The organism is Streptomyces sp. NBC_00247 (assembly GCF_036188265.1).
GTDB lineage: Bacteria > Actinomycetota > Actinomycetes > Streptomycetales > Streptomycetaceae > Streptomyces.
In genome coordinates this window covers 1,053,130-1,074,933 of the sequence record NZ_CP108093.1, presented here as the reverse complement: position 1 = coordinate 1,074,933, position 21,804 = coordinate 1,053,130, and the positions used below count along the sequence as shown (strand labels likewise).

Annotated in this window: 20 protein-coding genes; 7 read left to right on the top strand and 13 right to left on the bottom strand. The window is 70.3% G+C overall.

Features of this window, described 5'->3' with window-relative positions:
* Positions 1-122: 122 nt before the first annotated feature.
* A complete protein-coding gene (locus OHT52_RS04330) occupies positions 123-1,310 on the bottom strand; it encodes a serine/threonine-protein kinase (RefSeq protein WP_328718790.1) in 1,188 nt (395 codons plus the stop codon).
* 997 nt (positions 1,311-2,307) lie between these two features.
* Here OHT52_RS04330 and OHT52_RS04325 point away from each other — a divergent pair.
* The 3 genes from OHT52_RS04325 (at position 2,308) to OHT52_RS04315 (ending at position 7,242) form a co-directional block, all read left to right on the top strand.
* Positions 2,308-4,401 (top strand): DUF262 domain-containing protein, encoded by a 2,094-nt coding sequence (locus tag OHT52_RS04325; protein ID WP_328718789.1) that lies wholly within the window; start codon positions 2,308-2,310, stop codon positions 4,399-4,401.
* A gap of 428 nt (positions 4,402-4,829) precedes the next feature.
* Entirely contained in the window at positions 4,830-6,275 is a 1,446-nt protein-coding gene (locus OHT52_RS04320) for an MFS transporter (protein WP_328718788.1), read from the top strand.
* 130 nt (positions 6,276-6,405) lie between these two features.
* The gene (locus tag OHT52_RS04315) at positions 6,406-7,242 is read left to right on the top strand and encodes a helix-turn-helix transcriptional regulator (protein ID WP_328718787.1); all 837 of its coding nucleotides are present in this window, start codon (positions 6,406-6,408) and stop codon (positions 7,240-7,242) included.
* A 78-nt stretch (positions 7,243-7,320) separates the two neighbouring features.
* Here OHT52_RS04315 and OHT52_RS04310 read toward each other — a convergent pair whose 3' ends face one another.
* The 10 genes from OHT52_RS04310 to OHT52_RS04265 all read right to left on the bottom strand — a co-directional run bounded on the left by OHT52_RS04310 (position 7,321) and on the right by OHT52_RS04265 (position 15,303).
* Positions 7,321-8,271, bottom strand: a complete 951-nt coding sequence (locus OHT52_RS04310) for a 3-oxoacyl-ACP synthase III family protein (RefSeq protein ID WP_328718786.1) — start codon at positions 8,269-8,271, stop codon at positions 7,321-7,323.
* Positions 8,272-8,304: 33 nt separating this feature from the next.
* Positions 8,305-9,285, bottom strand: a complete 981-nt coding sequence (locus OHT52_RS04305; RefSeq protein ID WP_328718785.1) for an aldo/keto reductase — start codon at positions 9,283-9,285, stop codon at positions 8,305-8,307.
* 10 nt (positions 9,286-9,295) lie between these two features.
* Positions 9,296-9,871 carry a carboxymuconolactone decarboxylase family protein gene (locus OHT52_RS04300; protein WP_328718784.1) on the bottom strand — a complete coding sequence of 192 codons (576 nt, stop codon included), beginning with the start codon at positions 9,869-9,871 and terminating at the stop codon, positions 9,296-9,298.
* Between the two features lie 44 nt (positions 9,872-9,915).
* Positions 9,916-11,496, bottom strand: coding sequence for an FAD-dependent monooxygenase (locus tag OHT52_RS04295; protein ID WP_328718783.1), 1,581 nt, complete (start codon positions 11,494-11,496; stop codon positions 9,916-9,918).
* Positions 11,497-11,499: 3 nt separating this feature from the next.
* Positions 11,500-11,793, bottom strand: coding sequence for a putative quinol monooxygenase (locus tag OHT52_RS04290; RefSeq protein ID WP_328718782.1), 294 nt, complete (start codon positions 11,791-11,793; stop codon positions 11,500-11,502).
* Positions 11,790-12,530 carry a histidine phosphatase family protein gene (locus tag OHT52_RS04285; RefSeq protein WP_328718781.1) on the bottom strand — a complete coding sequence of 247 codons (741 nt, stop codon included), beginning with the start codon at positions 12,528-12,530 and terminating at the stop codon, positions 11,790-11,792. Before OHT52_RS04285 ends, OHT52_RS04290 begins: the two co-directional genes overlap by 4 nt.
* Positions 12,531-12,543: 13 nt before the next feature.
* A complete protein-coding gene (locus OHT52_RS04280) occupies positions 12,544-12,798 on the bottom strand; it encodes a phosphopantetheine-binding protein (protein ID WP_328718780.1) in 255 nt (84 codons plus the stop codon).
* Positions 12,799-12,863: 65 nt separating this feature from the next.
* Positions 12,864-13,865, bottom strand: coding sequence for a beta-ketoacyl-ACP synthase III (locus OHT52_RS04275; protein WP_328718779.1), 1,002 nt, complete (start codon positions 13,863-13,865; stop codon positions 12,864-12,866).
* Positions 13,862-14,866 carry an AvrD family protein gene (locus tag OHT52_RS04270; protein WP_328718778.1) on the bottom strand — a complete coding sequence of 335 codons (1,005 nt, stop codon included), beginning with the start codon at positions 14,864-14,866 and terminating at the stop codon, positions 13,862-13,864. Before OHT52_RS04270 ends, OHT52_RS04275 begins: the two co-directional genes overlap by 4 nt.
* Before the next feature lie 11 nt (positions 14,867-14,877).
* Complete coding sequence (locus OHT52_RS04265; protein ID WP_328718777.1) at positions 14,878-15,303, bottom strand: hotdog fold thioesterase; 426 nt, start codon at positions 15,301-15,303, stop codon at positions 14,878-14,880.
* A 433-nt stretch (positions 15,304-15,736) separates the two neighbouring features.
* On the opposite strand from OHT52_RS04265, the gene OHT52_RS04260 reads away from it, so the two are divergent.
* From OHT52_RS04260 to OHT52_RS04245, 4 genes are all read left to right on the top strand, one after another.
* Positions 15,737-16,714, top strand: a complete 978-nt coding sequence (locus OHT52_RS04260; protein ID WP_328718776.1) for an aldo/keto reductase — start codon at positions 15,737-15,739, stop codon at positions 16,712-16,714.
* A 135-nt stretch (positions 16,715-16,849) separates the two neighbouring features.
* Entirely contained in the window at positions 16,850-17,623 is a 774-nt protein-coding gene (locus OHT52_RS04255) for a methyltransferase domain-containing protein (protein WP_328718775.1), read from the top strand.
* Positions 17,624-17,663: 40 nt separating this feature from the next.
* Positions 17,664-18,572 (top strand): menaquinone biosynthetic enzyme MqnA/MqnD family protein, encoded by a 909-nt coding sequence (locus tag OHT52_RS04250; RefSeq protein ID WP_328718774.1) that lies wholly within the window; start codon positions 17,664-17,666, stop codon positions 18,570-18,572.
* A complete protein-coding gene (locus tag OHT52_RS04245) occupies positions 18,569-19,894 on the top strand; it encodes a cytochrome P450 (protein WP_328718773.1) in 1,326 nt (441 codons plus the stop codon). The genes OHT52_RS04250 and OHT52_RS04245 overlap by 4 nt, the downstream gene beginning before the upstream one ends.
* A gap of 109 nt (positions 19,895-20,003) precedes the next feature.
* Here the strand turns inward: OHT52_RS04245 and OHT52_RS04240 are convergent, their stop codons facing one another.
* Both OHT52_RS04240 and OHT52_RS04235 read right to left on the bottom strand, forming a co-directional pair.
* Positions 20,004-20,639 (bottom strand): helix-turn-helix transcriptional regulator, encoded by a 636-nt coding sequence (locus tag OHT52_RS04240; RefSeq protein ID WP_328718772.1) that lies wholly within the window; start codon positions 20,637-20,639, stop codon positions 20,004-20,006.
* Between the two features lie 187 nt (positions 20,640-20,826).
* Positions 20,827-21,777: a ScbA/BarX family gamma-butyrolactone biosynthesis protein gene (locus tag OHT52_RS04235; RefSeq protein WP_328718771.1), complete on the bottom strand. Its 951-nt coding sequence runs from the start codon at positions 21,775-21,777 to the stop codon at positions 20,827-20,829.
* Positions 21,778-21,804: the final 27 nt, after the last annotated feature.

Genomic DNA, 21,804 nt, shown 5'->3' with positions numbered 1-21,804 from the left:
ACCGCCGATCCCATGCGCTCCGGACAGGCCCGGGGATGAGGTAAGGCGGCTCGTTCGTCTGCGGTTGTTCTACCGCAGTGCACTGACGTGGCCTCCGGCGGACGATGTACCCGATGTCCGAGTCACAGCGTGGACTGGGTCGCGTACCGCTTCCGCAAGTCCTCGGAAACCGTCAGAGAGGCCGGTTTCCGGCCCGGCCTCGGTTTCCGGGCCGGCGGCTCCGGATCGGACGTTCCCTCGGTCTCCCGCACGATGTCTTTCGTGGCGTCGGCGGGCGCCTCGGCGCCGGCGACTTCCGGGACCGGGAGAGGACGGTCGAGCGGGCTGTCCTCGTCGCCCTCGTCCGAGGAGCCGGTCTCGCCGACCGGGGCCGCGAACCGTTCGATGCGTTCCCACACCGAGGAGGACGGGCCGTCGCCCCGGTTCGCGCGGGCACTGTCCTCGGAGGAGATCGTCGCAGTCACCAGCGCATGGCGGGCCTGTGCCGCCGACAGCCCCGCATCCTCGACGAGGGCCACACACTGCCGGGTCACCTCGGCCAGCGTGGGACGGTCGGCAGGCGCGTACGCGAGCATCGCGGTGATCAGCGGGAGGAGGGCGTCGGGCAGTCCGGCCAGATGGGGGGACTGGTCCTCGTCCGCCACCTGAGTGGCGATTCCGAGCCAGTCCGCGCCCTCGTAGGGGTAGTGGCCCGTCGCCGCGTAGAGCAGCACTGTGCCGAGCCCGTACACATCGGCGGGTTCCTTCGGCTTGGTGCGGGCGAGTGCTTGCTCGGGAGGTATGCACCTGATGGTGCCGATGACCATTCCGGCCTGCGTCAGGTTGTCCTTGTCGGCGTCGACGAAGGCGCCGAGACCGAAATCGATCAGTATCGGACCGTACTCGCTGAGCATGACGTTCTGCGGTTTGAGGTCGCGGTGGAGCAGGCCCACTTTATGAACTGCTTCGAGCCCTTCGGCGAGCAGCGCGCCGAGGCTGGCGACGAGCGGGGCAGGCAGCGTGCCCCGACGCTGTACCTGCTCGTGAACCGTATGGCCGGGGACGTACTCGACGGCCATCCATGGCTGCTCCGCGTACGGATCGGCATCGAGAAAGCGGGCCACCCGGTTCGTACCCACGACCGTTCGCGCGATGAGCGCTTCCTTCTCGAAGCGGGCGCGCGTGGCCTGGTCGAGGCGATCGCGTCGAATCACCTTCACCGCGACCGGGTCCCCGCCGGGCGAATAGGCCAGATAGACCTCTCCCATGCCCCCCGAGCCCAGCTCGCGCTCGACCACGTATCGGCCGATCCGCGCGGGCACTTCTGCCATGTTCTCTGCGTCACCCTCTCGCGACCACGTCACCGCGTTGCACCATCACCGGAGGTCACCCTATCCCTGCGGCTACGGGACCAGAACGGGTTTCTGGTAGGTGACGTGCGCGGACGTCAAGCGGGGTGGACGAGCCGGCCCGACGTGAGTCGGTCGATGTACTCGCGGAGAAGGTCGACGAAAGCCGTCGGCCCGCCTCATTTCCGCTCCGAGGGCGTCGCTATGAGGCTCGGCGAGGGGCTGGCGGCGGACGGAAGTCGCCGGCCGGGCCGGTGCGGGTGAGGGCCTGCGGCTGTTCCGTTCCGTGAGCGCCGATTTCGGGTCCGGCCGTTCGTTGCCATGAGGCGATGCAAGTCCCGGATCGGTGAGACCCCTGAGGCGGGGCGCTGTTCGGCATTTCGGGCGAAGGGGTACGCGTCTGACCGAAGCAGCCCGTGGCGCAGTGGGCTGCCGGTAACGTCGCACCATGTCATCGGCGACGGCCCGACTGCGGCCGAAGCGTTCAAGGGCTGTCCCGCAGCAGGATGCCGTCGAACCCGCCGAATCCTGAGGTTCGTTCGTGGTGGAGTTTCACACGCTGTGACCGCGCACGATATTGCGCGCACTCTGCGCGATCGGGCCCTGGACGCGGTGGGGCGTGGTGGAGGCGGGCGCCGCTCCGTCCGTGAGGGGGCTGAAGCACCGCGTGACTCACCGGGCGAGGATCGTCCGCGACGACGTGCGGGCGAGTGGCCTTCCGGATGATGGAGCCGTGTGACCGCGACCACGTCAAGGTGCGAGGGCGGGCTACGCGGGCGGTGGGTGTGTCTCTCGAACTTCACCGTCGACGAGGCGGCTCCGAATCGGGTCCGACCGCAGGGGCGATTCCCGGCGGTACCCGTCCGACTCGCAGGGGTCCTCCCCCTGGGTGCGGGCCGGCCCTTGGCCCCCTAATTGGCCGAGAAGACTTCGACGACAGGTACTCGGCTCGTGTGACCAGCCTCTATGGAAGGACAGTATGGACGCGAAATCGATGACCCTGCGTGATCTGTTCGGGCCGGACGCGCGACTCGTCGTGCCGGTCTTCCAGCGACCGTACGTCTGGACGGAGCACAGGAACTGGCGCCCCCTGTGGGAGGACGTCACCGCTCTGGTTCACCGAAGGATGGCGGGCGAGGGAATTCACCCGCATTTTCTTGGTGCGGTGGTGCTGGACCAGTTGCTGACACCCACAGGGTCGATGCCCGCCAGACAGGTCATCGACGGACAGCAGCGGCTGACGACGCTGCAGGTTCTCCTTGCCGCAGTCCGCGATGTCGCACGGGAGCTCGATGTCCAGGACAAGTACGTACGTGCGCTCGTCAAGCTGACCGTGAACGACGACGACCTGACCGACGACCCACACGCGGCCTTCAAGGTGTGGCCCACCCATATCGACCGTGAATCGTTTCGCATGATCATGGACGGTCGGCTGCGGCAGCCCGTCGACGTCGCTTTTCCTGTTGCTCCGAACGCCTCGGCGATCGTGCAGGCGTACGGGTTCTTTCGCAACCGCACGGTCGAGTTGGCACACGAGCTGAACCAGAAGAACCGGCTGGACGAGGGCTTCGACGCCTTGGTGCGCGTGTTCCGTGAAAAATTCGAGTTGGTCGTCATCGACCTCAAACCCGAGGACAACGCCCAGGTCATTTTCGAGGCTCTGAACGACCGAGGCACCCCGTTGCAGGCTTCTGACCTGGTCAAGAATCTGATTTTCCAGAGAGCGGAGGAACAGGCGCTCCCGGTCGAAGAACTGTACAGGGACCTGTGGGCACAGCTGGAGACGCCTGACTGGCGCAGGGAGGTGCGGCAGGGAAGGCTGAAGCGGCCCCGCCTGGATGTTTTCCTCATGCAGTACCTGACGGGTGAACTCGCCGAGGAGGTGCTGGCTCCCGAGCTCTTCCTGACCTTTCGCAGCTACGTCAACGGCGCCGATATGAGCCTGGTCGCCCTGATGCGGCGCCTGGTCGAGTGGGCGGGGGCCTACCGACAGCTGACCGCAGAGGAGCAACCGCGGACATCGGAGGGCCGTTTCCTGCGCACTGTCGGCGTTCTGGACGCAAACACCGTGATGCCGGTGCTCCTGTGGCTGGTGACCCATTTCGACGAGGACGACCGGGCCGGCGCGGTGGCCACCCTGGACTCCTACCTGATGCGACGCACCGTCTGCCGTATGACGACGAAGAACTACAACCGGCTCTTCCTGGAACTGCTCAAGGAGCTGAAGGCCAAGAACGACCCGGCGGTCGTGGCGGACTTTCTGCTCCGACAGGACACCGACTCCGGGTTCTGGCCCCGCGACCGCGACATCCGCGACGCTTTTCGATCCCAGCCGTTGTACAAGCAACTCACCCGGGCACGACTGCGGCTGCTGCTGGCCGAGTTGGAGGACTCGCTGTATTCGGGCAAGACCGAGCGGCTCGTGCACAACGGAGAGTTGACGATCGAGCACTTGATGCCCCAGGCCTGGGAGGATCACTGGCCCCTTCCCGACAGCGGAAGCCACGGAAACGCGGAGGCCCGTGAGCGCAGGCAGGCGCTCCTCCACACCGTGGGAAACCTGACCCTGCTCACTGGCAGACTGAACACATCGGTGTCCAATGGTCCCTGGGAACGCAAGAAATCCGACATCCTCGCACACAGCGCGCTGTCGTTGAACCGTTCCCTGCCTGCTCAGTGGGACGAGGGGGCCGTCCAAGCCCGAGCCGACCAGTTGTCCGAGGCGTTCTCCCGGCGCTGGCAACGCCCGGACGGAGGCGCGCCCGCTCCCTCGGGCGCGGGCTTCCCGACACCTCGGCTCGGGGCACGGGCGGCGACCCCCGCCGGCGGGCCGGCGATGGTTCGGATGCCCCAGTCCCGGCGCGATGTCGCCCGCCACATGCAAGAGGCCTTCGCCGGCCTCCCGGCCGGGAGCGTCCTGGCGGTATCGCAGATAGTGGCGACCCCCACGAGCCAGTACAAGGCCGGTGAGATCAGTCCCGGCGCCGTGGCCGCCAGGCTGCGCGCCGGCAGCGTCCCCGGTATCCGGGCCGTGCCCGGTTCCAGCCCGCTTTCCGCCCGCAAGATCAACTGAACCGCCCCGCACGCGTGCGGGGTTCGCTTCCTCGGGATGGAATCCGTCACGAACCGGTGATGCGTGATGCCGGGAGAGGAGAGGGCTCGGACGGGGTGGCGAGGGGGCGCCGGGGGACCGGACGCGCGGATGCCAAGTGTCCGCTTCCTCCGGACGCGATGGGGAAGCCCGGAGCCTGGCCGGCCGGAAACGGGGCGCCGTACGCGGACGGGACCGACGCGCACGCCGTCCGCTGCGCGCGGGGGAGACGACCCCCGAAACCGCCCGTCGCGAGCTGCGCGAGGCGGCAGGTCTCAGGCGCCGGATCTCGCGTCCCGGGACACGGACCGTGGCGTGCCACCGAGGGTGTCACTGCCAGTGCCACCCTTGGCTGTGATGGTCTCAGGTGAGGGCTGGCTGGTCCCTTCCGGGCGTACCAGGCTGAAGCCATGACAAGTATCGAAACCGCGGGGCCGGCGACCTCGGCTCCCCGCACCGTGCAGATGAGTGGCCGTCAGGCAGCGGCCCTTGTCACCCTCCTGGCATCCCAGTTCATGATGGCCGCCGACTTCTCCGTGCTGAACGTGGCCCTTCCCGAGGTCGGTGTTTCACTCGGCTTCTCGACCGGCAGTCTGCAGTGGATCACGACGATGTTCGCGCTGTGCGCGGCGGGCTGCACGCTCGTCTTCGGCCGGGTCGGCGACTTCGTCGGGCGGCGGCGCATCTTCACCGTCGGAATGGTCGTCCTCGCCGTTTCCTCGCTCCTGGGCGGCGTCGCCGACACGCCGACGGTTCTCCTGCTGGCCCGTACGCTCCAGGGCCTGGCCACCGCGGCGGTGACGCCGGCCGCCCTCGCCCTGCTGACCACCGCGTTCACCGAGCCCGGTCTGCGTGCCCGCGCGCTGGGGCTCAACAGCGTCATGATGAGCGGCGGCTTCAGCGTGGGCGCCGTCCTCGGCGGTGTGCTGACCGACGTCCTGTCCTGGCGTTGGGCGTTCTTCATCAACATCCCCGTGGCGATCGCGGCCATCATCGTCGTACCCCTGGTCGTGGAGGAGAGCCGCGCGGAGCGACGCAGCCGGATCGACGTCCCCGGTGCCGTGCTGATCACCCTGGGCATGTTCGCCGGGATCTACGGGGTCACCCGGGTGGGCGAGGACGGCCTGGACGCCGTCGCCGGTACCTGCCTCGTCGCCGCCGCCGTCCTGTTCGGCCTGTTCTGGGTGGTCGAGAGCCGTACGGCCGACGCGCTGGTCCCTGTCCGGATCCTGAAGAAGCCCGACATCGCCTTCGGGAACCTGGCCGCGCTGTTCATCTTCGGCGGCGAGACCGCGCTGATCTTCTTCACCGGGCTGTACGTGCAGAACGTGCTGGGACTGTCGTCCCTGCTCGCGGGACTGGTCCTGCTCGGCATCGGCGTGGGGCAGATCATCGCCGGCGTGGTGGGCCCCCGCATCCTGCAGAAGGTGACGCCGCGGTCGCTGCTCGGCGTGTCGCTGTTGCTCCAGGGCGTGTTCATGCTGTTCGGAGCGTGGGCGTCGGCCGACTCCGCCTGGCTGGTGCCACTGATGGTCACCCAGTTCGTCAACGCGTTCTTCTCCATGCTCGCCGCGCTGTGCTTCATGGTGATCGCCACGTCGTCCGCCGACGCCGACTCCCAGGGCATGGCCACCGGCATGGCGACCCAGAGCCAGCAGGTCGGTATCGCGATCGGCATTCCACTGGTCAGCGCGGTCTTCGCCGCCGTGATCGGCACGGGTACCCCCACGGTCGCCCAGGAGCTCTCCGGCATCCACACGGCGATCGCGGTCACCGCCATCGCGCAGGCCGTCATCGGCCTGCTCCTGTGGGTCGTGCTGCGCGCCCGCTCCGCCAAGTCGACGGTGTCCGCCTGACGTTCCCGCCGCGCGGGCGTCGTCCGCGGCCGGTGAGCGCGCCGCGCTCACCGGCCGCTTCCTGCCAACAGTCGCGGGGTCGGTTGCGTACGCACCGGCCCCGTCCATAATCAGAGAGGTGGAACATGTCATGAACGCGAACCTCGGCAGCTACCTTCGGCAGATGCGCGAGCGGGTCCAGCCCGAGCAGAGAGGACTGCCCGCCGGGGGCGCACGCCGGGTTCCCGGTCTGCGCCGCGAGGAGGTGGCGGCCCTCGCAGGGGTGAGCCAGACCTACTACACCCGGCTGGAACAGTCCATCACGGCCCACGCGTCGCCTCAGGTGCTGCTCTCGATCGCCCGCGCGCTGGAGCTGAGCAACGACGAGCAGGACTACCTGCTGAAGATCGGTTCCCCGGAGCGGCCCGGACAGCTCAGGCCGGCTCAGGACGGACAGCTCGCGCCGTCGACGCGCATGCTCCTGGCGTCCCTCGACGGCGTGGCCGCCGCGGTGCTCAACTACCGCTGCGACATCGTCGGCTGGAATCCGCTCTTCCACTCGCTGTTGGCGCCGCACCTCGACTTCGCCCTCACCGACGACCCCGAACTGCGGCCCAACATCATCAAGTTGAACTTCCTCGACGAGCACGTGCGCTCGCTCTACGCGGACTGGCGCACGGAGTCCGAGTCCAACGTCGCCTATCTGCGCTTCATCTCCGGGGGCCACCGCCACGATCGGCGGCTCGCCGAGCTGATCGGCGAACTCATCATTCACAGTGATGAGTTCGGCGCCCTGTGGCCCCGGCAGGACGTGGCGAACTGCGTGGAGGGCACGAAGTTGTTCCACCACCCCGCGGTGGGCGAGCTCGACCTCATGTACCAGTCCGCCCAGCTTCCCGATGGCAACATCCTGAAGGTCTATCACGCCGAACCGGACTCTCCGCACGAGGCGTCGCTGCGCCTGCTCCGCGTGGACTGGCGTTCCTGAAGACGGTTCCTGACGGAGCGTGGGAGAGGGCCCGCCGCACGGCATTCACCGTGCGACGGGCCCTCTCGTACGCCATCGTCACACGCGGCGCAGTGCCGTCACGCCCCAGGTGAAGCCGGAGCCTGCCGTCGCCACGACGATCAGGTCCCCGCTGTGCACACGGTCCGCCTCTTCCAGCTCGCGCAGCGCCTGGAAGGGGTCCGCGCCACCCAAGTGCCCGTCCAGGTGGTACTGGAACACGCTGCGTTCGGCCGGCACCCCCAGTTCCGCGAGGTACTTGCGCTGGGTGTCCTGGTTGCCGTGCGTCACCAGGAAGTGGGCGACGTCGTCGACGTCCGCGCCTGCCCCGGCCAGCACCTTGTGCGTGAGACGCGTGAAGTTCTCCAGGAACGCCTCGCCGAGCCCGTCGAGCTTGTCGCCGCGTTCCACCTTCACCTCCCCGTCCCTCAGCACGCCGTAGTACGAGTCGACCCACTGCGGGTCGGTGTGGTGAGCCGCGCCCAGCACCTCGTAGCGTGGCCGCTCCGCCGACACCAGGACGGCGGCGGCGCCGTCCGCGAAGTTGAACAGCTCGAAGTGCCCCGTCGCGTAGTCGACGAGCTGGCTCAGCCGGTCGGTGACGATCACCAGGGCGTACCGGTGGGCGCCGGCCCGCACCTGGTCGTCGGCGAGCTTCACGGCGACCAGGCCCGCGTTGCAGAAGTTGGACACCTCGAAGCAGTGCGCGTCCCGCACGCCGAGTTCGCCGGCGATCTTCGCGGCGGGCGACCAGAACGGAGTGCCCCACTCGCTGGAGCCCGCGTAGATCACCAGGCCGATCTCGTCCAGGGCTACCGGGGTGCGCCGCAGCAACTCGCGTGCGGCAGAGAGGCCCAGGCCCCAGGACGTCTCGTCGTCGGCGAGCACCGAGAAGGTGCCGGACGGCAGGATCTGCGCCAACTTCTCGGGCGTGTAGCCCGAGGCGCGGCTCACCTCGTCGACGGTCCGGCGCCCGGCCGGGCGGGCCAGGGCGTAGTCGGTTATTCCCATGTCACATCCACCTGTTCAGCAGCAGTATCGGAGTCAGACGTATTCGACGACCGCGTGCGGCACGTACGGAGCTTCGAGCCGAGCCACCTCGGACGGTTCGAGTTCCAGATCGAGAGCCGCCACGGCGTCCTGGAGGTGCACGGCCCGGGTCGCCCCCACCAGAGGTGCGGTGACGGCCGGCCGGCCCAGGAGCCAGGCCAGGGCCACTTGCGCCATGGGGACGCCCCGTTCGGCAGCGATCTCCTCGACGACGCCGGCCACGGCCCGATCCGCCCGCTCGGTGGGCCCGTAGAAGCGCTCCTGGATCGGGTCGCCCGCGGTACGGGCGGACTCGGTGTCCCAGGGGCGGGCGAGGAGGCCACGGGCCAGCGGGCTCCACGGGGTCACCCCGACGCCCTCCGCGCGGCAGAAGGGCAGCATCTCGCGTTCCTCCTCACGGTTGAGGAGGTTGTAGTGGTTCTGCATGCTCACGAACCGCGTCCAGCCGTGCAGATCCGCCGTGTGCTGCGCTTTGGCGAACTGCCAGGCGTGCATGGAGGAGGCGCCGATGTAGCGGACCTTCCCCGCTCGGACCACGTCGTGCAAGGCCTCCATCGTCTCCTCGACGGGGGTCTCGTAGTCCCAGCGGTGGACGATGTAGAGGTCGATGTAGTCCGTGCCCAGGCGCTGCAGGCTCGCGTCCAGTTCGCGCAGGATCGCGGAGCGTGAGAGGCCCCCGGACAGCGGGTTGTCGGTCATCTTCTCGTACACCTTGGTGGCGACGACGACGTCCTCGCGCCGCGTCAGCTTGCGCAGCGCGCGGCCCAGGAACTCCTCGCTCGTGCCCAACGAGTAGATGTTCGCGGTGTCGAAGAAGTTGATGCCGAGGTCGAGGGCCTGCGCGACGAACGGCAGGCTCTCGCTCTCGGGCAGGGACCAGGGGTGGGTGCCGAGTCCGGGCTCGCCGTAACTCATGCACCCCAGGGCCAGTCGGGACACCTTCAGGCCCGATGATCCCAGCCGGATGTACCGCACGACGCCTCCGTCAGTTCGAGGTGGCCGGGACCGCGTCACGGACCTCGGTCAGCCGGCCCCAGGACGCGATGCCCTCGTCGATCGGGATGTCGAGGCTGGCCAGGTACATCGCGGTCATGGCGCTGTGCCCGGCAAGGTGCGTGATCTCCGCGATCTCGTTCTGGGAGTAGAACTCGCGCAGCGCGAAGAACGCCTCGGCGCTGGCCTTGTGGTCTTCCATGCACTCGGTGACGTACCGGACCAGCGCGGCCCGGGAGGACGGCAGTTGGTCGTAGTCGGCCGTCTCGATCGCCTTGATCGCGTCGGCGTCCAGGCCGGCCTTGTGGGCCAGCGGATAGTGCAGGAACTTCTCGAACTCGCTGTCGCGCAGGTGGGCCACGCGCAGCACGACGACCTCGCGGTCGAGCAGGCTCAGCAGGCCGACGGTGAAGGTGCCGCCGAGGGCGAGGTGCGCGGCGGCGGAGTCCTTGGTGAGCAGCAGCGCCCGCGTGAGGTTGGACTGGAACTTCTCGTACACGGCGCGCTGTTCGGGCGACATGTCGTCGACCTCGGTCAGGACGACGCGGGGTTCGGCCGATGCGGTCATGATGTTCTCCTCGGGTGAGTGGTTGCGTTGCGGGGGCAGGCTGTTCAGCCGGCCGTGCGGGCCTCGGCCCGCGCGGCCGGGCGGGTGGTGCGGAGCTGGTCCCGTACGCGGGTGACGGCCCGCACGGCGTGTTCGGGGCGGTGGACGTCGAGAGGCACCGTCGTGTCGAGGTGCCCGTCGGGGCGTACCACGAGCGCGTGCGGCGTGCGCGGCAGCCGGGACAGCAGCGGGCCGGCCGGTCGGCCGCCGAGGTCGTGGACGGCTGTGCCCGCCAGCGCCTTGTGCAGTGGAGCGACCAGCGCCGCCCAGGCGTCGTACCGATACTGGAGCCCCGGCCAGAGCAGGACGGTGTAGTGGTCCACCGAGAGGACGGGGGCGCCGCCCGCGTCCAGCCAGCCCAGGGGCATGCGCTCGCCGGGCACGAGCGTGTTGCGCCGGGGCCGCGGACCGTAGTGCGTGTCCAGTTGCGCGAGGCGCGGGGCAAGGACCTTCTCCAGGGCTCGCGTGCCGCTTCCGACGCGATAGGCGAGGTCCCGGGCGAGCGTCTGGCGGCGCGTGGAGTAGAGCCCGATGCGTGCCAGCCGGGTCGACAGACCGGCCACCGCGTCGACGGCCGGGCGCCGTTCCGCGTCGTACGTGCGCAGCAAGCTCTCGGGGTAGTCGCCCCGTACGACGCCCGCGAGCTTCCAGCCGAGGTTCACCGCATCCTGTATCCCGGTGTTCACGCCCTGGGCCCCCGACGGGCTCATGGCGTGTGCGGAGTCTCCGGCGAGGAAGACCCTTCCCCTGGTGTACGTGCCGGCCGAGCGGACGTGCGCGGTGAAGACGCCGCTGAACTTCATCTCGCCGAGCTTCCTGCGCCCTGGCACCCGGTCGGCGAGCAGCGTCTCGAAGAACGCGCGGTCAGGGGTGTCGCCCGCCCAGTCGTCGGGGACGCTGGCGCCGACCCGGAAGATCCCGTCGCCGAGCGGCGCGAGCACCATGTTGCCGCCCCGCGTCAGGTAGTAGGCGGCTTCGCTGCTGGTGGTCTCGCCGAGGATCTCCGCGTCCGTGATGGCCAGGCGGGTCCGCAGGGTGCGTCCGGCGAACGCGAAGCCGAAGGTCTCGCGCACGGCACTCTTGTAACCGTCCGCGCCGACGACGTAGGCGTAGCGGCGCTTCTCCAGGCGCTTGTCGGGGAGTTCCACGGTGCAGTCAACCCCGTCCGGGTCCTGGCTGCCGTCGACGAAGGAGGTGTCGTAGTCGATGACACCGCCCAGCTCGGCGAGGTGGCCTTCCAGGACTTGTTCGGTGCGCCACTGCGGGATGGTGATGGCGAAGGGGTACGTCACCCCGCGAAGCCGGTCGAACCGAACCAGGCCGACCATCTTCTTCTGCGAGTAGTAGTTCATCTGGTCGAAGTAGTGGCCGCTGTCGACCAGTTTGCGGCCGGCTCCGACGCGGTCCAGGAGTTCCAGTACACGCGGCCACAGGATGGTGGCGCGTGAGTGCGGGCTCTCCCGGCGCAGCTTGGAGATGATGTCCACCGGCACGCCCTGCGCCAGCAGTTCGCAGGCGAGCACCATGCCCACCGGGCCGGCGCCGACGATCAGGACGCGCGGCTGTTCTCGGGTGCCGTCGGCCATGGGTCAGGCCCCGGGGGAGCTCAGGCGGTGCACGGCGGGCGTACGGGCGTAGGCGCCGTCGACCTTGGCCAGGAACTCCGCCACGTACGGCTGCTTCATGTGCAGCTCGATGGCGTCCTGGTCGGCCCACTCCTCGACCAGCACGAGGGTGTGTGGGTGGTCCGCGGAGCGCAGGGCGTCGAACCGGAGGGCCCCTTCCTCGGTACGGGTGGCCTCGCACAGCTCCTGGAAGGCCGCCTCGGTGGCGGGGAAACGGTCGGGCTCCACGTCGAAGATGACGGTGATTTCGATGCTCATGGGTGCGTTGCCTTCTCGGTAGGGGTGTGGCAGTCGGCCGGGGTGGCCGCAGGGTGCGGGGCGTCGGCGAGGGCGTCCAGGTCGACGGCCGGCCCTGATGCGGTGTCCGTCTCGTGTCCGGTCTCGAAGTCCCGCACGGGGACGTCGAGGGCGAGGAGACGCGCGTGCGGTCCTCCGCCGCCGGGCCAGCGGACGTCGAGGCCGACCGCCGCGCAGGTGCCGACGAGCGCGCGCGGCTCTCGCACGGGGCCGTGCAACGCGGACGTCAGCAGGTTCAGCACGCCGCCATGCGTCACGACCAGCACGGCCCCCTCGGCCGCCCGCTCCCTGCGGGCGATGCCGGCCAGCGCACGCGCCGCGCGCGTGAGCACCGCGCGGCCCGTCTCGCCGCCGCTCGGGGCGTAATCGAGGTCGTCGAGCAGCCGGCGCAGGATCTCGGGGTGGCGCCGCGCGAACGTGGCGCGGTGCAGACCGTCGAGCTCCCCCAGATGGCGCTCGCGCAGTCCGTCGACGCGGTGGTGCGGGAGGGACAGACGGCTTGTGGCGTACGAGGCCGTCTGCACCGCCCGGGTGAGCGGCGAGGAGTAGACCGCCGTCCAGGCGCCTGCGCTCAGGGTGGGGGCGATGTCCCGGGCCTGCCGGGTGCCCGCCGCGTTCAGCGGGAGGTCGGCCTGGCCCTGGAACTCGTCGGCGGCGTTGCGGTCGGTCTCCGCGTGCCGCAGGAGGACGATGCGCACGTCGGCCCCGGTCTCAGGCCGCGGCCGGCGCCGTGTCGCCGAGGCGCGCGATGACGTCCGCGGCCTCCGAAACGGTCTGCGCGGAGCTCAGCGTGCCCTCGTCTATGGAGACGCCCAGGCGCTTCTCCAGGATGAGCGAGAGTTCCAGCAGGGCCAGCGAGTCCACCTCGACGTCCTCGAGGACGGTGCTGGGGGTGACTTCCTCGCTGGGGACGTCGAACTTGCCGGTGAGGATCTCGATGATCATCGTTGCGACGGAGCCGGTCATGGGGTGCCTCGTTTCTGTGGGAGGGGCGAAGGAGGGGAAGGACTGGGAGGTGGGAGGCGTACGGGTCACGAAAGGGGCAGGTCGGGCCAGGTCAGCGTCGCGGCGCCCCAGGTCGCGCCGCCCCCGAAGGCCGTCAGCAGCACGCGGTCGCCGGTGCGCAGCTCGCCCTCGGCCATGCCGTGCGCCAGCGCGAGGGGGATGGAGGCCGCGGAGGTGTTGCCCACCCGGTCGATGTTGATCACGGCCCGCTCCGGGGGCAGGCCCAGCTGGTCGGCGACGGCATGCAGGATCCGGGTGTTGGCCTGGTGGCCCACGAGCCGGTCCACCTGCGTCGTGTCCCAGCCGGTGCGGGACAGCGCCGTGCGCGCGGACTGCGTCATGCGGCGTACGGCGGCGAAGAAGACCGACTTTCCCTCCATGCGGAAGTAGCGGTCCTCTTCGCGGGGCGGCAGGCCGCTGGAGCGCTCCTCGGCGCCGCCGCCGCGAACGGTGATCAGGTCGGCCATCGTGCCGTCGCTGGCCAGGTGGATGTCGTGTACGGCCCCGGGCTCGTCCGCCTGCCCTGCCCGGAGCAGGACGGCCCCCGCGCCGTCGCCGAAGATGACGGCGGTCGTGCGGTCGGTCGGGCTGAGCAGGGTGCTGAACGCCTCGGCGCCGATGACCAGGACGTGCTCGGCGTGTCCGGCCAACACCGCGGCGGTACCCGCCTGAAGCGCGTACAGGAAGCCGGAGCAGACCGCGGCGACGTCGTACGCGGGCACCTCGCCGAGGCCGATCTTGGCGGCGACGGTGGGTGCGGTGGCGGGGCACGGGCGGTCGGGGCTGGTGGTGGCGACGATCACCAGGTCGACACCGGCGTGGCCGGCGTTCTTCAGTGCGCGGCGGCCCGCCTCGGCGGCCAGGTCGCTGGTGGTGACACCGGGTTCGACGACGTGGCGCCGGGCGATGCCGGTCCGGCTGCGGATCCAGTCGTCCGAGGTGTCGAGCCGTTGGGCGAGTTCGTCGTTGGTCACCACGCGCGCGGGCACGTAGCCGCCCACTCCGGCGATCACTGCTGCTCGTGTCATGGGACGCGGTGGCCTTCCGGGAGCTGGTGGGCGACCGCGGAGCGCACGCGCAGGCCGGGCAGTTCACCGGTGATGTCGAGGGTCCGCCAGGTCCGGCCGCCCATCGTGCGCAGTCGGGCGTCTTCCAGCGCGACCTGGACGGGCAGCCGCGCGTCGCCGCGGTCGGGACGGGTGGCGGTGAGGGTCGTCTGCCGCATCCAGAGCGTGTTGCTGTCCTGGCGCCGCATCCCGTCGAGGTCGTACAGCATGACCTGCGCCAACTGGAGCGCCGTCACGAACGCGTCGATCACCGAGACGGACGGCTGGTGGGCGCCCTCCAGGCCGGAGCGGGGTGCCTGCGCGCTGTCGTCCTGGGAGAGGGTCAGTACCGAACGGGCCCGCAGCAGGCGGGAGTCGGTCTCGACCTGCTCAATGTGCTGGGTGCGTCGAGTGAAGCCGGTGCCGAAGTAGCGGTCCGGCGCCGGGCCGAGGAGAGACTCCAGCGAGGCCCCGTCCGGCTCGGACGCGGGGCCGCCGGCCATGGCGTGCTCGACCTCCATCCGCACACGCATCGTGCCGATGGCGCAGTCCACGCGGGACACCGCGCGACCGGGTGCCGTCGGCTCCGACCCCCGTAGGACGGCCTGGGTCCGCAGCTCCGCCAGATCCTCCTGGGGTGTGGAGCCCGCGGACAGCCGGACGCCGCGCAGCCAGGCGTCCCGCAGGTCGCCGCCGGTGCCGCGCAGGCAGACCTCGGCCAGCTGGGCCGCGACCACGATGCCGTCGACCGTGCTGAAGTGGGGGCGAAGGTCCGAGCCGGCCTTCTTCTTCGACCAGTCGGCCGGGTAGCGGACGCCGACCGTCGTACGCGCCGTCACCTCGCCCTGCGGGCCGGGCCCGACGTGCACATCCGCGATGTCGTAGGCCACGCGGCGAAAGCCGCGACCGAAGAACCGGCCCTCGGCGGGCCCCAGCAACTCATCGATGGATGCCACCAGCGGTGGCGCTGAACTCGTCGTCATGGGTGCTCTCCTTATCGGCGGGGATCGCGTGGGGTCCGGCCCCGGGGTCTGGGTCTGCGGATCGCGCATGTCAGCCGGGCCGTACAGACGCGCTGGTCCAGTTCGTCGCGGATGCTGATGTCGTAGGTCGCCATCGACCTGCGCTCGGCGAGCGGGGTAGCGGTGCCGCGGAGGGTCCCGGAGGAGACCCACCGGTGGTGCACGCAGGAGAGGTCGATTCCCACCGCGTTCCCACCGGGCCCTGCGTACAGAAAAGCGGCGACGGAACCGAGTGTCTCCGCGAAGGCCGCATTCGCCCCGCCGTGGAGAATCCCTATCGGCTGACGGTTTCCCGCCACCGGCATGGTGCCCATGACGAGGCCCGGTACGCAGGTGACGATATCGATTCCCAGGCGTTGCGTGAGTTGTTCGTGTACGTAATCCCCATTCACGGGCATGGGGCCGAGCATTTCTTCCGGCATCGACTGCTCCAGATTCTCGGACTGGATCTGCGTGCCAGGAGAAGTAGAGCAGTGCGCTCTGAGGCTGGAAAGCCTTTGGCCGCTTGTTGACACGCCGCCGCCGTGTCCTCAGGGATGTCCCGCGATTCCTGGCGGACGCGCGACGACAGCTACGGCACCTCGCCGCGTCGTCGGAACGCCCCGCATCGTCCCGTATGCGAACACTCCGCCTCTTGCGATGTACCGCATCCGACGCCGCGCGCTGATCCACCGCGAATCACGGGACAGCCCTCTGCCGCGACGGTCCCCGAAATCCTCGCGGCAGATTCCTGCCACGCACGGCCGCAAGGTCCATGGCGGTCACGGGCGGGCAGTAGGTTGCCTGAGTCGACGGCCGCCCCGTCGGCCCGCGCCAGAGGAAGGGAACGACGTGCAGAAGGTTTCGCTCGGCAGCCTGGAGACGTCCCGGATCGGGCTGGGCGCCATGTCCATGTCCGACTACTACACCGGGGCCCGCGGTGACGACCGGGAGGCCGTCAGAGCCCTGCGCCGAGCTCTGGATCTTGGCGTGGCCTTCATCGACACCGCCGAGATCTACGGCCCGTTCGTCAACGAGGAACTGGTCGGGGAAGCGGTGCGGGGGCGCCGCGACGAGGCCGTCATCGCCACCAAGTTCGGCCTCGTCTCGCATGCCGGCGCCGGCCCCGACGTCATCGACAGCTCACCCCGCAACGTCCGTACGGCGGTGGAGGGTTCGTTGCGCCGGCTCGGCACCGACCACATCGACCTGCTGTTCCAGCACCGGGTCGACCCGGGGACCCCGATCGAGGAAACGGTGGGTGCCATGGCGGAGCTGGTGGCCGAGGGCAAGGTGCGCGCCATCGGCCTGTCCGAGGCGGGTCTGGAGACGGTGCGGCGCGCCCACGCGGTCCACCCCGTTTCCGCGCTCCAGATCGAGTACTCGATCTGGAGCCGCCGCCCCGCCGAGGACCTGCTGCCCGCACTGCGCGAGCTCGGCATCGGCACCGTCGCCTACTCGCCGCTGGGGCGCGGGTTCCTGACCGGCACGATCCGCACCCGCGAGGGCCTGGACGCGGACGACTTCCGGCTGACCACCCCACGGTTCACGGACGGCAATCTCGAAAAGAACCTGAAGTTCGCCGACGCCGTGTCCGCGGTCGCCTCAGAAATCGATGCCACACCCGCCCAGGTGGCCCTCGCGTGGATTCTCTCGAAGGGCGACGACATCGTTCCGATTCCTGGGACCAAGCGCGCCGAAAGGGTCGAGGAGAACGCTGCGGCTGCCTCGCTGAAACTCTCCGCCGAGCAGGTCGTCCGACTCGACTCGATCTCCGCCCCGGCGGGCGAGCGTTACTCCGCAGGAGACTTGTCGCGTACCGGAATCTGAATACCTTTCCCTGCTTCCCGGTGCCTCTCCCCGTGTATTCGGCAGCTAATTGCCAGAACGCACTCGAAGAACTCGGAAGGTGGCGTTTCTCTCCTATTCTTCTCCAGGGAACATTCCGCTCACGAAGGATGTGTCATGGAAAAGTACGGTGAAACGCTGTTCGTTCTCGACCCGGCCGAGAAGACCCGGCTCGAGCTCCTGGCGGACGTGTTCGACCCGCTGTGCCAGGAGACGCTGGCCGGCCTCGGGATCGCCTCCGACGCCCGCTGCCTGGAGATCGGCGCGGGCTCCGGTTCGGTCGCCTCGTGGCTGTGCGAGCGGGCGGGCGAGGGCGAGGTCGTCGCCACCGACCTCGACCCCGCCCTCCTGGAGCGCATCGAGCACCCCCGGCTGCGGTCGCTGCGCCACGACGTGACCTCCGACCCCCTGCCCGAAGCCTCGTTCGACATGGCGCACGCGCGGCTGGTGCTCAGCCACCTGCCGCAGCGCGACGACGTGATGCGCCGCATCCTGGGCTGGCTGCGGCCCGGCGGGTTCGTCCTGATCGAGTCCTTCTGCTGGTTTCCGGTCGACAGCTCGCCGCACCCCCTCTATCGCAAGGTCATGCAGGCTTGGAGCGACCTGATCTGTGGCGCCCTGGGCACGGACAGCTGGTGGTCGCGCACCCAGCCGGCCTCCTTCACCGGATATGGCTACCGTGACGTCGGTGCGCGCACCGTCACCCAGAACCTGCGCGGCGGCACCCCGCTCGCGGACTTCTGGCGCCTGACCGTCGACATGTCGTACGACCGGCTCATCGCGGGCGGACACCTCACCGCCGACGAACTCGAAGGCTTCTACGCGCTGTTGAAGGACCCCGGCTTCTGGGATCTGGCGCCCGCGCTGGTCCAGGCGTGGGGGCGCAAGTAGTCCGCGCCCGGCTGCCCATCCCACGACGCCAGGAGTCCACGTGTCACATCCCGTCATCGCCGTACGACCGGACGCCCTCGACGCGCCCCGCGTCGGCCTGATCTCCTTTCTGAACTGCCGCCCCCTGCTGTGGGGGCTCTCCCGAACACGCGCACTGCCGGACGTGCGGCAGCTGAGCGCGGAGGCTGCCGGAGAGCTCCTGGTCGCCGGCGAGCTGGACCTGGGGCCCATCTCCCTCGCCGACTACCTGCGCCACAGCGACGAGCTGCTTCTGCTGCCCGGCCTGGCCATAGCCGCCGAGGGAGCCGTCATGTCGTGCAACATCGTCAGCCGGGGCGCCCTCGGGGAGCTCCGCTCGCCCCGCGTGGGGCTGACCGCGACCAGCCGCACCACCGTCCTGCTGGCCAAGATCCTTTTGGAGGACGTCCTCGGCCTCTCGCCCGCCTACTTCACCGGCCCTCCAGACCCGGTGGAGCTGCTGCGCACGGCGGACGCGGCCGTGGTGATCGGCGACCCGGCGCTGCGGACCTTCTTCGACGGCCGCGCCGGCGCCCGGCCGGACGTGGAGCGGCCGGGCGACGACCGGCTCCGGGTCCACGACACGGCGACACTGTGGACGGAGTGGACCGGACTGCCCATGGTCTTCGCGGTGTGGGCGGTGCGGCGGGAGTACGCGCAACGCCGTCCCGAGGCGGTCGCCGCCGCGCACCACTCCCTCCTGCGGGCTCGCGACCTCGGTCTCGGCTCGCTTGACGCCGTGTCCGCCGAGGCCGCGCGCGGAACGGGATTCAGTGCCGCCCAACTCGGCCTCTACTACCGTACGCTGCGCTACCACCTCGACTCCCGTGGACTGCGGGGCATCGAGCGGTTCGCCGCACTGGCCGCGGCCCGGGGAGAGATCCCCGCACACAGGGACATCGAGGCGTTCGACGGCGGAGCAGGGCTGTGAGCGGCCCCGGCGCGCACGCGCCGGCCGCGAGCGGGCCGGCCGACACGGTTCGGCGCATCCTCGACCCCGCGTCCCGCCCCCACCCCTACGCGCTCTACGACGAGGTGCGGGCGGTCGAGCCGGTGTGGATGGACGGCGAACACCCCGTCGTCGTCTTCGCCTCCCACGCGGCCTGCGCGAGTGTCCTGCGCGACCCGCGCGCCAGCAACGACCGCCGCCACGCCCTGATGTACGGGTATCGGCGGGACGGGGCCGAGAGGGGAGGCGGCGAGGGCGACGACGCGGCGCCACGGGCCGAACTGCCCTCGTTCTTGTTCGCCGACCCGCCCAGGCACACCACCCTGCGGCGGCTCGTCGCACCGGACTTCACGCCGCAGGCTGCCCGCCGACTGACCCCCATGATCAAGGATCTGATCGACGACCTGATCGACGACATGGCGGAACAGTTCGAGAGCAGGTCCGTCGTGGACGGAGTCGGCGTCCTCGCCTCGCCGCTGCCCGTCACGGTGATCTGCCACGTGCTGGGCATCGACACCGGGGAGCGCGGCTGGTACCGCACGCGCTCCTCCCTGCTGGGGCGGGCTGTCGACCCCTACCTGGCGTTCGTCGGGACCCCGGCGCCCGGCGCGGCCGAGCGGCAGCGGGCGGAGGCAGAACTGACGTCGTTCTTCACCGAGTTGGCGCACGCCCGGCGGGTCGAGCCCAGGGACGACGTGATGTCGCGGCTCCTGGCCGCCCGACCCGACGGCAGCCCGCTGTCCGACACGGAGGTAGTGACGACCTGTCGGCTCCTGTTGAACGCCGGCCACGAGACGACGGTCAACCTCATCGCGGGCGGCCTGCACGTGCTGCTGCGCCACCCCGAGACCCTGGCCGCGCTGCGCGGGACGCCGTCGACGGCCGGGCCGCTCGTCGAGGAACTGCTCCGCTTCGAGGCCCCGCTGCAGATCGTGCACCGGCACGCCCGGGAGGACATGGAGGTGCTGGGGACGCCGATCCGCCGGGGCACCACGATGGTGCTGCTGCTCGGCGGGGCCAACCGCGACGCCGAGGTGTTCTCCTGCCCGCACAGCCTGCGGACGGAGCGCGCGGAGACGAGCCGTCACCTGTCGTTCGGACTGGGGGCGCACTACTGCCTCGGGGCGCCGCTGGGACGGCTGGAGGCGGAACTCGCCTTCGTGCGGATCGCCCAGCGGGTGGTCGAGCCGAGACCGGCCGACGAGAAGCCCTCCTTCAGGCCGCACGTCGTTCTGCGCGGCCCCGAGACGGTACCCCTGCGCGCGGCCGGTGTTCTGGGCCGCGACCTGCCCTGGGGCCGGTGAGCCGGCGCGGACGCGGCGGGGACCCTGTGGGTCTGTCCCCGCCGCGTCCGCGGGCGTGCAGGGCGTCGCCGGCAGGCGGGACTTTCGACACACGCCCGCGTGCCCCGGGTCAGATCCAGCCGCGGCGGACGGCCTCCGCGCCGGCCTGGAATCGGCTCTGCGCGCCCATCCGCAGCATCACGCCCGCGATGACCCGCCTGAGGGTGCGGACGGACAGGTCGGTGCGCCGGGAGATGCCCTCGTCGGTCAGCCCGTCGGCCAGCAACCGGAGCGCCTCGCGCTCGCGCGGCGTCAGCGCGAGCGCTCCCGCTCGTGCGGATGTCGGGAGGCTTTCGGAGCGGCTGTACAGCTCCCAGGTCTCGTCGAAGACGGCCTTGTACGCGGCGACCAGAATCCGGCCCCGCAGGACCGCGCACCACGGACCGAGCCCTGACTGCACGGGCAGGATCGCGAGTTCGTCGTCGACCACGAGCATGGCCCCGCCCGGCTGGGACACGGTCCGCGCTCGCGCACCGGCGTCCTCGAACCCCCGGACGCTGCGGGCAAGCACGTCGTGGCTCCCGCCCGCCTCCCGGCAGATCACGCGCACGTGGGCACCGCGGGCCGAGGCGGTCCGGCTCAGGTCCTCGATCTGCCCGCACACGTGGGACGGCAGGAACTCACGGGGCAGCGTCAGGCTCAGTTCGCCGACCTGCCCGCGCCGCGTCAGGTCACCGACGAGAGCGAGGCTGTCGGACCAACTCATGAGGCGCACCGTCGGCGGCACCGCGGGAAGGGCCTTGGTGCCCGCTCTCGCGGCGACGTCGGACGCGGGCCGTTCTACGGGCTTCCGTGTCGCCCGTTCCGCACTCTGCATCGGTTGTTCCCCCAGGGTGAATGTGTGTCGGCGGCCAGGAACACGGGACAGCGCTCAACCGCGCACGGGCGACTGATCAGTAGCTGTGGGCGGGAGGACCGACGGCCGGGCTGCGCTGCGCGGTGACGAGCGCGGTGAACGCGACCTCTCCGTCCTGCACCGCGCAGACGCGGGTCGACACATGCGTGGGTGCCTGGGCGAGCAGCACCTCGGCCTCGATCAGACACGGCCGGTCGAGTTCGACGTACCGGTGGTACTCGATGGCCATCCCGGTGATCAGTGCCGCGTCAGGGAAGGCGACGGCCTGCGTGGCCTGGCGTGCCGCTTCCACGAGGAGCATCCCGGGCACGTGATCGGTCGTGTGATCGAAGAGGACGGGGTGACGGCCGTCGACCCGCAGCCCGAACGTGCGCGGGGTGTCTCCGGGGGAGAGGACGACGTCCCGGGGACGGTCCCGGCCGACATGCCCGGCGGGAAGAGGCGCGGGCAGTCCGGTCGCGGGCAGGTCCGAGCTGAGCACCATGCGGTAAGGGCCCCGCAGGCGCGCGATGACCGACGCGGGGTGGTTCGTGAAGCGCGTCGTCGCGCTCCCCAGCAACGCCCCGTCGCGCCGGAGAATGACGGACATCGACAGCGCGGCGAGGCGGTCGCCCCGGCGCACGACATCCTGGCACCGCACGTCGAGGCGAATCTCGGCGGGGGCCGAATCGGCCACCAGGGCATCCGGCTCCACGGACCAGGTCAGGTTCTCCCAGATCTGGCTGTGGTCGGCGGGCGCGCCGTAGCCGAGGTGGCTGAGCAGCGGTACGCACTGGCGCGCCGTCTCGGCTACGAGCAGCGGGTCGTGGCGCCCGGCGACGACGTCGTAGAAGCAGTGGGCTCGGGGCCACTGCGCGGTGACCGAGAAAGTATCCGCTCCGCGCCTCTCGTACCGGTCGAGGAGGACTTCGCCGGCGGCGGACTTGTGGACCAGTTGGCGCGACACCGGGATCGGTCCGGTGGTCGGAAGGGTCTGGAACGAGGACATGGCAGCACTCCGAACGTCGAGAGCAGA

Coding starts and splice junctions, on each gene's coding strand:
- OHT52_RS04315 (WP_328718787.1), top strand. CDS start 6,406: ATGAACGCGAACCTCGGCAGCTACCTTCGGCAGATGCGCGAGCGGGTC.
- OHT52_RS04270 (WP_328718778.1), bottom strand. CDS start 14,866: ATGACGACGAGTTCAGCGCCACCGCTGGTGGCATCCATCGATGAGTTG.
- OHT52_RS04280 (WP_328718780.1), bottom strand. CDS start 12,798: ATGACCGGCTCCGTCGCAACGATGATCATCGAGATCCTCACCGGCAAG.
- OHT52_RS04295 (WP_328718783.1), bottom strand. CDS start 11,496: ATGGCCGACGGCACCCGAGAACAGCCGCGCGTCCTGATCGTCGGCGCC.
- OHT52_RS04275 (WP_328718779.1), bottom strand. CDS start 13,865: ATGACACGAGCAGCAGTGATCGCCGGAGTGGGCGGCTACGTGCCCGCG.
- OHT52_RS04320 (WP_328718788.1), top strand. CDS start 4,830: ATGACAAGTATCGAAACCGCGGGGCCGGCGACCTCGGCTCCCCGCACC.
- OHT52_RS04300 (WP_328718784.1), bottom strand. CDS start 9,871: ATGACCGCATCGGCCGAACCCCGCGTCGTCCTGACCGAGGTCGACGAC.
- OHT52_RS04240 (WP_328718772.1), bottom strand. CDS start 20,639: ATGAGTTGGTCCGACAGCCTCGCTCTCGTCGGTGACCTGACGCGGCGC.
- OHT52_RS04330 (WP_328718790.1), bottom strand. CDS start 1,310: ATGGCAGAAGTGCCCGCGCGGATCGGCCGATACGTGGTCGAGCGCGAG.
- OHT52_RS04265 (WP_328718777.1), bottom strand. CDS start 15,303: ATGCCCGTGAATGGGGATTACGTACACGAACAACTCACGCAACGCCTG.
- OHT52_RS04290 (WP_328718782.1), bottom strand. CDS start 11,793: ATGAGCATCGAAATCACCGTCATCTTCGACGTGGAGCCCGACCGTTTC.
- OHT52_RS04255 (WP_328718775.1), top strand. CDS start 16,850: ATGGAAAAGTACGGTGAAACGCTGTTCGTTCTCGACCCGGCCGAGAAG.
- OHT52_RS04235 (WP_328718771.1), bottom strand. CDS start 21,777: ATGTCCTCGTTCCAGACCCTTCCGACCACCGGACCGATCCCGGTGTCG.
- OHT52_RS04325 (WP_328718789.1), top strand. CDS start 2,308: ATGGACGCGAAATCGATGACCCTGCGTGATCTGTTCGGGCCGGACGCG.
- OHT52_RS04310 (WP_328718786.1), bottom strand. CDS start 8,271: ATGGGAATAACCGACTACGCCCTGGCCCGCCCGGCCGGGCGCCGGACC.